This is a genomic window from Vibrio sp. R11-SG3-ISO9 (assembly GCF_059834255.1).
The window spans coordinates 138,639-150,553 of the sequence record NZ_JCBDGU010000057.1 but is presented as its reverse complement, the minus strand read 5'-3'; the positions used below and the strand labels follow the sequence as shown (position 1 = coordinate 150,553).

Genomic DNA, 11,915 nt, shown 5'->3' with positions numbered 1-11,915 from the left:
CATCACTACTTCTGAACACCGGAGACGGAATAGACCTGATCCATGATGTCTTTACCTACCGTTTTCTCCATGCTTGGCCATTCGTTGCTGTAAATACTGGCCTTCGCTTTATCCATTTGCGCGTCAGTAAGTGAGACGACTTTGATGCCCGCTCCTTTTACTTTCTCGAGGTAATCGGCATCAATTTGTTCTGCTTTTTGCCAAACAACTTGCATGGTTTTATCTGCAGCTTGCTGCATCTTATTGCGCTCTTCGTCTGGCAATCCGTCCCACCAATCTTTGTTCACCAGAAAGAACCCTTGCTCGAAGTAATCTTTGGTAAGGATGTAAGTCTCTAATACATCACGCATTTGCCAGATTTCGATCGAAGGACCAAAGCCACGGCCATCAATCACGCCAAGTTGAAGAGAGGTGTACAACTCACCATAGGGCATAGGCACCGCTGAGAATCCCCAGTCTGCAAAACGGTCAACCGCGACAGGCACATCGACCGTACGAATTTTCAGCCCTTTGGTATCTTCTGGGAACTCGACAGGCACTTTCCCTACCCCTTTGCGAATTGCCATAGAGCCAAAACCCGTCGGTACGATGCCAAGAGCATGAAGGCCGATATCAGCAAAGATGTCATTGTAGATGTCGAGCATCCCACCTTTCAGACCATAGATCTGTTTAGCGCTGTTCCAATCGTCGGCAACGTAACCGAGCCACGTCAGATCAAGGCGTTTATCGAACTCAGACGCACCAAATGAGATGGTCATCGGGATCACCCCATCAACCGCTTGCTCGAACTGAGACTGCCAATCACCGAGATCGCCCCCAGAGTGATATTGCGGCGTGTAGTCAGAGCCTGTTTCTTTTAGCTCTTGCATGAACGTCTCAGCGGCAAAGTTAAAGATATGGTCGTTTGGATAAGCTTGAGCCAAAATGAAACGCTCAGCGGCTGCGTTAAATGCCACACATGAACTGATCGCTGCGAGTGCTACTGACTTGAATAACGTGTTAGTTTTCATAGTTCCTTCCTTGTCAAAAAGACGGCTTAATAAGACATTAAGCCGGTAGAAAGATGAGTTAGAACAACTCATTAGGGAAATTTAGCTTGGGAATGAGTACTTAATACCTTCACGCACACCGGAAGATGGCCAGCGTTGAGTGATGGTTTTACGATCGGTGTAGAAGCGAATCGCATCTGGCCCATAGATACACAGGTCGCCAAATCGCGATTGCTTCCAACCACCAAAGCTGTGATACGCCACAGGCACAGGTAGAGGGATATTTATGCCGACCATGCCCACTTTAATTTCGTCACTGAAGTAGCGCGCCGCTTCACCATCTCGGGTAAATAGGCACGTGCCGTTGCCGTATAGGTTGTCATTGATGATTTGCACGGCTTGATCCATTGACTCAACACGAATCACTTGCAGCACTGGGCCAAAGATTTCCGCTTGGTAGCTGGTCATTTCCGTGGTGACATGGTCAATCAAAGTCGCTCCGACGTAGTACCCTTCCTGACAGCCAGCCACTTGGATGTTGCGTCCGTCGACAACAAGGCGAGCCCCCTGCTCAACCGATGACGTAATATGCTCTTCGATACGTTGTTTGTGCTCTTGACTGATAACCGCACCAAAGCTGTTCTCTTTCTCGGCATAGTGGCCAACTTTGATAGAGCTCATCTGCTCTGTCAGTCTAGCAATCAGTGCATCTGCAACTTCATCTCCAACCGCCACTGCAACGGATAGCGCCATACAACGCTCGCCAGAAGAGCCAAAAGCAGCTCCTATCAATTGGTCCACGGCGTTATCTAAATCAGCATCTGGCATCACAATCGCATGGTTTTTCGCACCACCTAATGCCTGGCATCGCTTGCCATAACGCGCGGCTTCTTGATAAACGTAATGAGCAATCGGTGTTGAACCCACAAAGCTGACAGCTTCCACTCGTGGATCTTCTAGCAGCGCGTCTACCACCAGCTTGTCGCCATTAATCACATTGAACACACCGTCTGGCAGGCCAGCTTGCTGAAGAAGCTGCGCTAGGAATAGCTGCGCTGAAGGCACACGTTCTGAAGGTTTGAGAATAAAACTGTTGCCGCAAGCGATCGCCATCGGATACATCCAAAGTGGCACCATAGCTGGGAAGTTAAATGGCGTGATGCCTACAACGACCCCAAGCGGTTCAAATTGACTCCAAGAATCAATTTGGCCTGCAACATCTTTACTGAATTCACCTTTCAGCAGTTCAGGAACCCCAGCAGCATACTCAATGTTTTCAATCCCGCGGATCAGCTCCCCCATCGCGTCGTGGCTTATCTTGCCATGCTCTTTACCTATCAACTCGCACAGTTTCTCTGCGTTATCTTCAACCAACACTTTAAATTTAGCGAAGATCTGTGCGCGTTTTGCTGGTGGGGTTTTACGCCAATCTTGTTGTGCTCGCTGAGCAATGGTGATGACTTCATCGACCAAGGCTCTATCAGCCATTGCCAACTTAGACTCCACTGCTCCTGTTGATGGGCAGTCGACATCTAAGAAATTCTCACTGGTTTCTACCACGCGTCCATTAATATAGTGACCAATAATGTTCATTACCTTCTCCTTGTCTTATTTGTTCTCAATGCTTTCGCCTAGTGCATTAACCAGTCGATCAATCTCATCGGGGGTGGTGATAAATGGGACGCCCAGTTGAACCGTATCGCCGCCATATCGGAGGTAGAACCCTTTGTCCCACATGCGCATTGCCACTTCGTAAGGTCGTTTTACTGGTGAACCATCTTTATGTGTCAGGGTAATTCCAGCAGCTAATCCGTAGTTGCGGATATCGCTGATGTCGGGAAGATCACGTAGAGAGTGGACCGACTCTTCAAATTGAGGAGAAAGACCATTCACTCGTTCCATGATGTTTTGATTTTCGAGTTCGTCGAGCGTGGCCATCGCAGCGGCACACGCAACTGGCGATGCGGAATAGGTATAACCATGAGGGAATTCAATCGCGCTGACATCACCACTGTTTGCCATGAAAGCGTCGTAGATTTCACTTTGGCAGATCACAGCACCCATCGGAATAATGCCGTTGGTTAGCTGTTTCGCTGTGGTCATGATGTCTGGCGTGACACCAAATTTCTCTGCGCCACTGTAAGCACCCATTCGTCCGAATGCGCAGATAACTTCATCAAAGATCAATAAGATATTGTTCTTATCACAGATCTCTCGAACCTTTTTCAGGTAGCCCACAGGAGGTGGCAAAACGCCCGCTGACCCCGCAACGGGTTCAATAATCACCGCGGCAATATTGCTGGCATCATGCAAAGCGATCATTTCATTAAGCTGCTCAGCTAAGTAAGCCCCTTGAGCTGGTAGCCCTTTTTGAAACTCGTTACCGGGAATGATGGTGTGTGATAAGTGATCGGTATCCAAGCCTTGCCCATAAAGTGCCTTGTTGCCAACGATGCCACCAACGCTCACTCCACCAAAGTTCACACCGTGATAGCCTTTTACGCGGCCGATGTATTTGGTTTTGCTCGCCATACCTTTCTTACGCCAGTATGCACGCGCCATTTTCAGAGCCGTATCGACAGATTCAGAGCCATCATTGGTAAAGAACACTTTATCCAAACCTTTAGGCATCAAGTCTGCAATCCGTTCAGCTAACTCAAATGCAGTGGGGTGACCAAATTGAAACGAAGGGGCGTAATCTAATGTGGCCAACTGTTTGGTTATAGCTTCATTAATATATTGATTGTTATGACCTAAGCCACAAGTCCATAAACCAGACAGCGAATCATAGATCTTGCGATTGTTTTGATCGGTAAAGTAGCAACCTGACGCAGAAGTCATTAATCGCGGATTACTTTTAAACTCACGATTCGCCGTAAACGGCATCCAGAGAGAATCCAACTGATTCGGGGTGAGTGCTCCATTCATGTTAACGTTCCTTTTTATCTGCCGTTACGACATGCAGCCAAAACAGCAATTAAACAAAGTAGTAACATTTACTTTACATTCCGCCTTGCTCGCATTAAATTGCATTTACCAAAACGTAAGTTTGCTTATTTCAAACTAACTAGAGTTAGCAATGGCTAAGAAAACGATTAATCAATTTTCCCACTCTGATTTACGCCTGCTGAACATCTTTAAAGTGGTGGTTGAAAATAATGGCGTTACCCCTGCCCAAGACGTACTAAGCAAAAACAAAGCAACCATCAGCATCGCGCTGTCAGATTTAGAAACTCGATTTGGATTTTCCCTGTGCCAAAGGGGGAGAGGCGGCTTCAAGCTAACACCTGAAGGGGAAGTGATTTATCGTGCCTATTTGGCCCTGCATGAAGGGATTGATAACTTCACTAACGTGATCAACTCCATCGATGAAACCACTCGTGGCGAGCTACGTATTTACATCGACGACAACTTTATTAATCACCAAGAGATGCTGGTCACCCACACTTTACAGAAGGTCAGCCAAAAGTTTCCCAACATTAACCTGTACCTCACTATGGGAAGCAGCCAAGCAGCGAAAGAGAAGCTCAGTCATGATGAAGTCGACATTGCCGTTATGCAGAGGACGACGCCTGACGCCGGATTGACCTATCTCGACCTGTACAAAGAAAAAGAGTATTTGTACGCGTCAAGCAACCACACCATTTTCAGACGCAGCTATCTCGACATCAGCAAAACGGATATCTTGCAGCTCCCGACAATACAATCGAACTACTCTAATGGTGTAGAGTGGTCGCGTTACAACACCAAGGCAACGACCGATGATAAAGAAGCAACGGCTTTCTTGATTTTGACTGATGAATTCACTGGCTACTTGCCAAGCTTCTACGCCAAACAATGGCTAGACAGCGGTCGAATGAAAGCGTTAAGACCACAGGACTTTAACAATCACATTGATTACTGCGTCGTGATGAAAACAGCGCGCAGCAACGAATTGCTCATCAAAATCTGGCTCGACTGTTTTGATGATATATTGAGGGAGAAAGGTTACGTCACAAACTTTGAGGCTTTACGTTGAAATTAGCCACGCCCTGCACTAATACGTCTTGATAAGATATTTCTCTCGTTACAATGCTTGAGACTCCCTCATTCGAAGCTACAGAACTCAAACATCCGAACAACAATCAATCAAATGCGCATATTGTTTTATAAACTATATTGAATATCATTGATATTAGTGATATTTCTCAAAAGATCATATCGTTGGATAACGAGCACACCGATAAACAACATTGCATACAAGGAAAGCATGAGCTTCGAAGACAGACCATATCTTAGAGAAATACAGTTAAAGCGCGACAACATTAGTGACTTCGAAAACTACCCTTTCTCTATTCCTGCGGTCAAAGAATTAGACCATCTCGAATTTCATCCTGATGTCACCTTTTTCGTCGGGGAGAGCGGGACAGGGAAATCCACTCTTATCGAGGCGATTGCCGTTTCGCAAGGGTTCAACCCAGAGGGAGGGACGAAAAATTCAACTTTCTCGACCAGCCGTACGCATTCAGATCTGCACGAATTCATCAAGCCGATAAAGAGCTTTAAGCACCCTAGAGACGGTTATTTTCTTAGAGCAGAGAGCTTCTACAATGTCGCGACCTTGATGGACGACACTGGATATTTGCAAGGCTATGGTGGCAGATCTCTTCACCAGCAATCACACGGTGAGTCTTTCATGGCAACATTAACCAATAAGCTTCGTGGGAACGGGTTATACATCATGGATGAACCCGAGGCTGCGCTATCACCAGCCCGTCAAATGGCTGCTGTATCAGCTATACATCAGCTGGTAGAGGAGAATTCTCAATTTATAATCGCTACACACTCCCCTATTTTGTTAGCTTACCCAAGAGCCAAGATATATCAGTTCTCCAATACGGGAATCTATGAAGTCGCGTATGAAGACACTGAGCATTACGCGATCACTAAAGACTTTCTCAATCACCATCAGCAAATGATGAAGATCTTAATGGAAGACTAATGTGTAACAAGGTCAGTCAGAGTAGGGAAAAAGCTCTCGCTTCTAAGTTGAGTAAGGCTTTCAGCTTTAACCATTAGAGCGTGTTTGCATCGGAGACTCACCAAACAACTGCTTATAGCTTTGGCAAAAGTGCCCTAGATGGAAAAAGCCAAAGTCGAAGGCGATTTCATTGATGCAGCGCTGTTCGCTTGGATCTTGTAGAACGCGTCTTATCTGGTTGAGACGTACACTTTGTATAAATTGTTTCGGTGAAATGTCACAACAAGACTCAAAAGCGTATTGCAGCGTGCGGCGACTAACATGAACAGCATCACATAGCTCGGTCACGGTTATGGGGTTGCGATACTGTGAATTGTCTAGGTACTGCCTAATTCGACGCATCGTCACCTCTCGCTGTGTAGCATTGGCTTTTTGAGTATCTTGACTAGACGACTGAGCGAATAACTCAACCAACATATCCTGAACTATTCCCTCATGAGTATGAAAAGACCAACGAGGTTGATTTGAGGAAAGTAGCAGTGCCAAGTACGCTTTTATTTGTTGAATGTAGTGTTGAGAACAGGAAAGAAACTGACTCTTGTTGGTCAATGATTCAACCTCCAACTGTTGCTGAATTTTCTTAACCAATGTTGGGCTGACGACAAGCCCATAGATAGAAAAGTTTTCCGGCGTGAGCAACTCAAAATCTACCCCATCCTCTCGCACCAAAATGCTATCAGAGTCGCCTTGTGCGTGGTTGATGTGTAACGGTCTGTCGTTTGCACTGAGGCCTAACCAAATCCCTTCATTAACGCGGCATTGCTGCTTGAGCTTTCGGTTACTGTCTTCTTGAAACAGGTGCACTTGCGAAAATTTTCGTTCTCGGATCTGACCTAGAAAACGCCCTCGACTCAGTTGGTCATATTCTTGCTGCCAGTTAAAAAGACTGGCTGCCTGCTGATTTGCATCAAATGTGTTAAACGTGCACAAATCAGGTGCATGACCCATTAATTGTTCATTTTCTCTCATCATTTCATGACCTACCCACTTGACCCAACTTAGCGCAAAATCAATTTAAATAACTGTTTATTAATGATTTTTTATATTTGCCAATTCTTGATATTTAGTCGGTTCAAAAATCGCTTAATTGCCCTTTATACACAAAAGGTTAGTCAGCAAGAACTGAACCAGTTTATTGAGAGGGTATTTATGACAGCAACTTATCGTCGCCAACTGGGACATCTGGTTTTTAACTTTGAGTCATTAGCAGATCTCATGGCAAAGGCGACACCAGAACGTTCAGGAGATGCTCTAGCGGGTGTATCTGCGACTTCTGCTGCAGAGCGTGTCGTGGCTCAAATGACACTGGCAGACTTGCCCCTCAAAACGTTCTTAAATGAGGCTGTGATTCCTTATGAGAAAGATGAGATCACTCGATTGATCATTGATAGCCATCATAGAGAGGCATTCAAGCCAATTGAGCACCTTACCGTAGGGGACTTTCGTAACTGGTTACTCAGTGATGAAGCCGACAGTTTCGCCCTTGCTAAACTGCGATCTGGCTTAACTCCGGAAATGGTGGCAGCAGTAAGCAAGATCATGCGCAATCAAGATCTGATTCAAGTAGCCAAAAAGTGTCGGGTAGTGACTGCGTTTCGTAACACCATAGGTTTGCCTAGCCGATTGTCGACTCGCTTGCAGCCTAATCATCCTACCGACTCACTTAATGGCATTGCAGCCACTATCTTTGATGGGCTGATGTATGGCAATGGAGATGCAGTAATCGGCATTAACCCAGCCACAGATAATGTACCGCAGGCGGTTAAGCTGATGAATCTAATGGAAGAAGTCATTCAGCACTACCAAATCCCGACCCAATCTTGCGTATTGACTCACGTGACCAACACGATAGAAGCAATAGAGATGGGTGCCCCAGTGGATCTTGTCTTTCAATCGATAGGAGGTACTCAAGGTACCAACGATACCTTTGGTGTTAACCTTTCGGTGCTCAAAGAAGCTTATGAGGCGGCACTTTCTCTAAACAGAGGCACCGTGGGAAGCAATGTCATGTACTTTGAAACTGGGCAAGGTACCGCGCTCTCTGCCAATGCTTTTCATGGTGTCGACCAACAAACGTGCGAGACACGAGCTTATGCCGTAGCACGCCATTTTAATCCGCTACTAGTAAATACCGTGGTTGGCTTCATCGGTCCTGAATACCTCTTTGATGGAAAACAGATCATTCGAGCCGGGCTTGAAGATCATTTTTGCGGCAAGTTACTTGGCCTGCCGATGGGGTGTGATATCTGCTATACCAACCACGCCTACGCCGACCAAAATGATATGGATAACCTTCTTACATTGCTTGGTGTTGCCGAATGCTCGTTCATTATGGGCATTCCCGGTTCTGATGACATCATGCTAAATTACCAAACAACCTCGTTTCATGATGCGCTCTATGCTCGCAAGGTATTAGGTCTAAAACCTGCCCCGGAGTTTGAAGATTGGCTAACTCAAATGCAGATTTTTGATGACGTCAATGAGGTGCGCCTAAATGAACATCTATCCGGTTCATTTGCTGGTGCTCTCGCACAACTTAATGGGGGGCGCGCACATGGGTAAAGTGGTCTCTATAGAAAAGCACTCAGCTGACAAGGTGGTTACGCAAAACCCTTGGGACGAGCTTAGAAGTTTTACATCGGCACGCATTGCACTGGGCCGAAGCGGAAACAGCATACCAACTAAAGAGTTGCTCTCATTTCAACTCGACCATGCACAGGCGATGGATGCCGTTCATTGTGCTCTGGATATAGATGTCTTCATTGAGAATCTCAGTCATTCAAACTCTGTTATTCAACACACTTCTCAACCACCAATTAAGGCACACAGCAAAGCGGTTGACAGGTTTATGTACCTACAAAGGCCTGACCTGGGTCGTCAACTTGATGATGCTTGTTGGAAGCATCTACAAGCAATCCATCGCTCGGAATCGACCCAGTTTGACCTCGCAATAGTAGTAGCAGATGGCTTGTCTTCAGTAGCGATTCAAAATCATGCAAAGCCCGTTATTGAGTACCTACTCTCTTCACTAAAAGAAGACGAAATGCCATGGCGTGTTGCTCCAATTACGGTCGTAAGCCAAGGCCGAGTCGCAGTCGGAGATGATGTTGGTGAGTGCTTACAAGCCAAGATGGTACTCGTCTTAATTGGAGAGCGTCCTGGGCTTACCTCTCCAGATAGCATGGGGATGTACCTGACTTGGCAGGCCAGAAGAGGCTCAAAAGACTCAGATAGAAACTGCATTTCCAATATTCGGCCACAAGGCTTGGTTTATGAGGATGCGTGCCATCGAGCGATATACCTGCTGAAAGAAGCCCGTCGGTTAGAACTATCTGGAATCAACCTTAAAGACCGCTCGAGTATCGAGGAAGAAGTTGGTGATCAGCTGGATGACAAGCACATAAGCAATTTTTTAATTGGATAACACACAAAGATAGAGGGATTTACAATGTCAGAACATCAGGACTATTTGGCGCAAAGACAGCTTAAAAGGGGCACCGCAGGGTGGATATTGCTAGCTGGTTTGGGAGTATCATATGTGATCTCCGGTGACTTTGCTGGTTGGAACTTTGGTATCGGTCAAGCCGGTTGGGGTGGATTTCTTATCGCAGCCATTGCAATGGCGGTGATGTACTTCACCCTTGTCCTCTCATTGGCGGAAATGTCTGCGGCCATTCCAGCTGCAGGCGGTGGCTATAGCTTTGCTCGACAAGCAATGGGGCCAACGGGTGGATTTTTTACGGGCTTATCTGTCTTAATTGAGTACGCCCTAGCGCCCGCCGCCATCGTCATTTTTATTGGCTCGGCAGTGAATGAATTAATGGGTATTGATGGCCCCCTTGTTTACGCGATCTTCTATGCCATCTTTATCGGTATTCATATGGCCGGAGTGGGAGAAGCTCTCAAGGTCATGATGGTTATCAGTGGATTAGCTGTACTAGCCATTCTTATGACCGCTGGCGTATTAGTGAGTGAGTTTGATGCGAGTAAGCTCTTTGATATCGCTCCGACAACGGCACAAGCTACTGAGCTACTTCCTTTTGGTTGGTATGGTGTCTGGGCGGCTCTGCCATTTGCAATGTGGTTATTTCTTGCGGTAGAAGGGGTTCCACTGGCTGCTGAAGAGGCGAAAAACCCAGCCAAGGATGTACCAAAAGGCATTATCGGCGCAATGTTGTTCTTGCTTGTCACTGCAACCTTAGTGGTTCTGCTGCTTGCAGGTGCGGTCGGTTCAGAAGTCATTGCAAATAGCGCTGTCCCACTGGTTGATGCCTTGAAATTAACGGGTAACCCAACGGTTGCAACGGCCGTTAATATTCTAGGACTTGCCGGACTTATCGCTTCATTCTTCTCGATTATTTATGGTTACAGCCGCTTGGTTTTCGCTTTGTCGCGTGCGGGTTACCTACCACAAAGCCTATCGCTTACCAACAAAAACAAAGTGCCTGCTCGCGCTTTAGTGGTACCGGGAGTGTTTGGTTTTGCTGTGTCATTGACTGGAGAGGGAGACCTAATATTAGCAATGGCAGTCGTCGGGGCAACGGTGTCTTATGCGTTAATGTCACTTAGTCATATTCTATTGCGTATTAAGCAGCCCGAGCTTCATCGTCCATACAAAACACCAGGTGGCGTACTGACTTCTGGCACCTCTCTTGTGCTGTCACTTATTGCAATGACTGGGGTTTACGCTTTTGACCCATCTGCATTCTTTATGACTATGGGGTTATTTGTGATTGGTGGTGCGTATTATGGTCTCTACAGCCGCAACAAACTGGTCGCAACTACGGCAGAAGAGGAGTTCGAGATGTTGTCTGTTGCAGAAAAAGAGCTAGAGGTAATTAACTAAATCTAATATCACCAAGGGTTTAAAGCTCTACGTATTATCAGAGCTTTAAACCTTACTTCACTCCTTCCCCACCATCTCCTTCAACCAATCGACAAACAGATTTACTTTGTCCGATTTCCTCTCTGGTGAAACAGCAACGTAGTAGTGTTGTTTGCAGGTCACTTGGGTGTTCGGAAACGGGGTCATCAACTCTCCAGACAAAAGCAGAGGTTCAATTAAACTGGTTCTTCCCATGGCAACCCCTACTCCATGCTGCGCGGCGAGCACAGCTAAGTCAGAACGGTCGAAGCTCATTCTAGAATATTGCTCAACACCTTCGAGGTCATTCGCATGCGCCCACACCTTCCACTCGTCTTCATTTGAGTCGTAATCCCATGCTTGGTTGTCATGCAGCAATGTAGCGTGGCGCAGTTGCTCTACCGACTCTCTCAAGTTCAGTTTATCGGCATACTCTGGCGTGCATACAGGAATAATAGTTTCTGAAAAAAGCGATTCGCACTTGAGATGTTTAGGCTGGTCGGCATCAAAATAGATCGCGGCATCAATGCCATCTCCTTGAAGCTTTATATTCTCATTACCTGTAAGCAATTTGAGCTCAATTGAGGGGTACAACTCTTGGAAACGACGAATATTAGGTACTAACCAGCACTGCGCGAATGAAGGGCGACAATACACTGTCAGCAGCCCTGAAACGTCACCGTTTTGAACATCAAATACGTCTTGGTTCAAGGCATCTAATGCACGGCTTACCGACTCATAGATACGTTGTCCTTCTTCAGAGAGGGTGATTTTTCGATGGCTTCGAATAAACAGTGAAATACCAAGCTCTTCTTCCAACTTAGTGATTCGATGTGAGATCGCGCTAGGGGTCAAAGCTAGCTCTTCCGCAGCCAATGAAAAGGAGCAATGACGAGCCGCCACCTCAAAGGTGTGCAGCTTAGATAATTGAAAGCTATTTAATCGATTCTGCTTGGTGAACATATTGTCACTGGTATACATAATTTCCCCAATTTTCCACGCCAATGGAAAAATCATCCTACATCATAGGTGTGAGAAATTT

At 46.2% G+C, this 11,915-nt stretch carries 10 protein-coding genes; 5 read left to right on the top strand and 5 right to left on the bottom strand.

Annotation, left to right across the window (positions count from 1 at the left end):
* Positions 1-5: 5 nt before the first annotated feature.
* From dctP to aptA, 3 genes are all read right to left on the bottom strand, one after another.
* A complete protein-coding gene (dctP, locus tag AC6R05_RS23885; protein WP_500648914.1) occupies positions 6-1,010 on the bottom strand; it encodes a TRAP transporter substrate-binding protein DctP in 1,005 nt (334 codons plus the stop codon).
* A gap of 81 nt (positions 1,011-1,091) precedes the next feature.
* Positions 1,092-2,582, bottom strand: coding sequence for a CoA-acylating methylmalonate-semialdehyde dehydrogenase (locus tag AC6R05_RS23880; RefSeq protein WP_500648913.1), 1,491 nt, complete (start codon positions 2,580-2,582; stop codon positions 1,092-1,094).
* A gap of 15 nt (positions 2,583-2,597) precedes the next feature.
* The gene (gene aptA, locus AC6R05_RS23875) at positions 2,598-3,917 is read right to left on the bottom strand and encodes an omega-aminotransferase AptA (RefSeq protein WP_500648912.1); all 1,320 of its coding nucleotides are present in this window, start codon (positions 3,915-3,917) and stop codon (positions 2,598-2,600) included.
* Between the two features lie 151 nt (positions 3,918-4,068).
* On the opposite strand from aptA, the gene AC6R05_RS23870 reads away from it, so the two are divergent.
* Together AC6R05_RS23870 and AC6R05_RS23865 are read left to right on the top strand one after the other, a co-directional pair.
* Positions 4,069-5,007 carry a LysR family transcriptional regulator gene (locus AC6R05_RS23870; RefSeq protein WP_500648911.1) on the top strand — a complete coding sequence of 313 codons (939 nt, stop codon included), beginning with the start codon at positions 4,069-4,071 and terminating at the stop codon, positions 5,005-5,007.
* 231 nt (positions 5,008-5,238) lie between these two features.
* Positions 5,239-5,970 carry an AAA family ATPase gene (locus AC6R05_RS23865; protein ID WP_500648910.1) on the top strand — a complete coding sequence of 244 codons (732 nt, stop codon included), beginning with the start codon at positions 5,239-5,241 and terminating at the stop codon, positions 5,968-5,970.
* A gap of 66 nt (positions 5,971-6,036) precedes the next feature.
* Here the strand turns inward: AC6R05_RS23865 and AC6R05_RS23860 are convergent, their stop codons facing one another.
* Complete coding sequence (locus AC6R05_RS23860; protein ID WP_500649029.1) at positions 6,037-6,957, bottom strand: helix-turn-helix domain-containing protein; 921 nt, start codon at positions 6,955-6,957, stop codon at positions 6,037-6,039.
* Positions 6,958-7,158: 201 nt separating this feature from the next.
* Between AC6R05_RS23860 and AC6R05_RS23855 the strand changes: the two genes are divergently transcribed.
* From AC6R05_RS23855 to eat, 3 genes are read left to right on the top strand one after another with little or no spacing between them, the layout of a single operon-like run.
* Positions 7,159-8,571, top strand: a complete 1,413-nt coding sequence (locus AC6R05_RS23855; protein ID WP_500648909.1) for an ethanolamine ammonia-lyase subunit EutB — start codon at positions 7,159-7,161, stop codon at positions 8,569-8,571.
* Positions 8,564-9,433: an ethanolamine ammonia-lyase subunit EutC gene (gene eutC / locus AC6R05_RS23850; protein ID WP_500649028.1), complete on the top strand. Its 870-nt coding sequence runs from the start codon at positions 8,564-8,566 to the stop codon at positions 9,431-9,433. The genes AC6R05_RS23855 and eutC overlap by 8 nt, the downstream gene beginning before the upstream one ends.
* 24 nt (positions 9,434-9,457) lie before the next feature.
* Positions 9,458-10,855 carry an ethanolamine permease gene (gene eat, locus AC6R05_RS23845; RefSeq protein WP_500648908.1) on the top strand — a complete coding sequence of 466 codons (1,398 nt, stop codon included), beginning with the start codon at positions 9,458-9,460 and terminating at the stop codon, positions 10,853-10,855.
* Between the two features lie 57 nt (positions 10,856-10,912).
* Here the strand turns inward: eat and dsdC are convergent, their stop codons facing one another.
* Complete coding sequence (gene dsdC, locus AC6R05_RS23840; RefSeq protein ID WP_500648907.1) at positions 10,913-11,854, bottom strand: DNA-binding transcriptional regulator DsdC; 942 nt, start codon at positions 11,852-11,854, stop codon at positions 10,913-10,915.
* Between the last annotated feature and the right edge of the window lie 61 nt (positions 11,855-11,915).

What these genes read in the sequence shown, in the direction of transcription:
- dsdC (WP_500648907.1), bottom strand. Translation starts at nt 11,854, where the DNA reads ATGTATACCAGTGACAATATGTTCACCAAGCAGAATCGATTAAATAGC.
- aptA (WP_500648912.1), bottom strand. Translation starts at nt 3,917, where the DNA reads ATGAATGGAGCACTCACCCCGAATCAGTTGGATTCTCTCTGGATGCCG.
- AC6R05_RS23870 (WP_500648911.1), top strand. Translation starts at nt 4,069, where the DNA reads ATGGCTAAGAAAACGATTAATCAATTTTCCCACTCTGATTTACGCCTG.
- AC6R05_RS23860 (WP_500649029.1), bottom strand. Translation starts at nt 6,957, where the DNA reads ATGGGTCATGCACCTGATTTGTGCACGTTTAACACATTTGATGCAAAT.
- eat (WP_500648908.1), top strand. Translation starts at nt 9,458, where the DNA reads ATGTCAGAACATCAGGACTATTTGGCGCAAAGACAGCTTAAAAGGGGC.
- AC6R05_RS23880 (WP_500648913.1), bottom strand. Translation starts at nt 2,582, where the DNA reads ATGAACATTATTGGTCACTATATTAATGGACGCGTGGTAGAAACCAGT.
- eutC (WP_500649028.1), top strand. Translation starts at nt 8,564, where the DNA reads ATGGGTAAAGTGGTCTCTATAGAAAAGCACTCAGCTGACAAGGTGGTT.
- dctP (WP_500648914.1), bottom strand. Translation starts at nt 1,010, where the DNA reads ATGAAAACTAACACGTTATTCAAGTCAGTAGCACTCGCAGCGATCAGT.
- AC6R05_RS23855 (WP_500648909.1), top strand. Translation starts at nt 7,159, where the DNA reads ATGACAGCAACTTATCGTCGCCAACTGGGACATCTGGTTTTTAACTTT.
- AC6R05_RS23865 (WP_500648910.1), top strand. Translation starts at nt 5,239, where the DNA reads ATGAGCTTCGAAGACAGACCATATCTTAGAGAAATACAGTTAAAGCGC.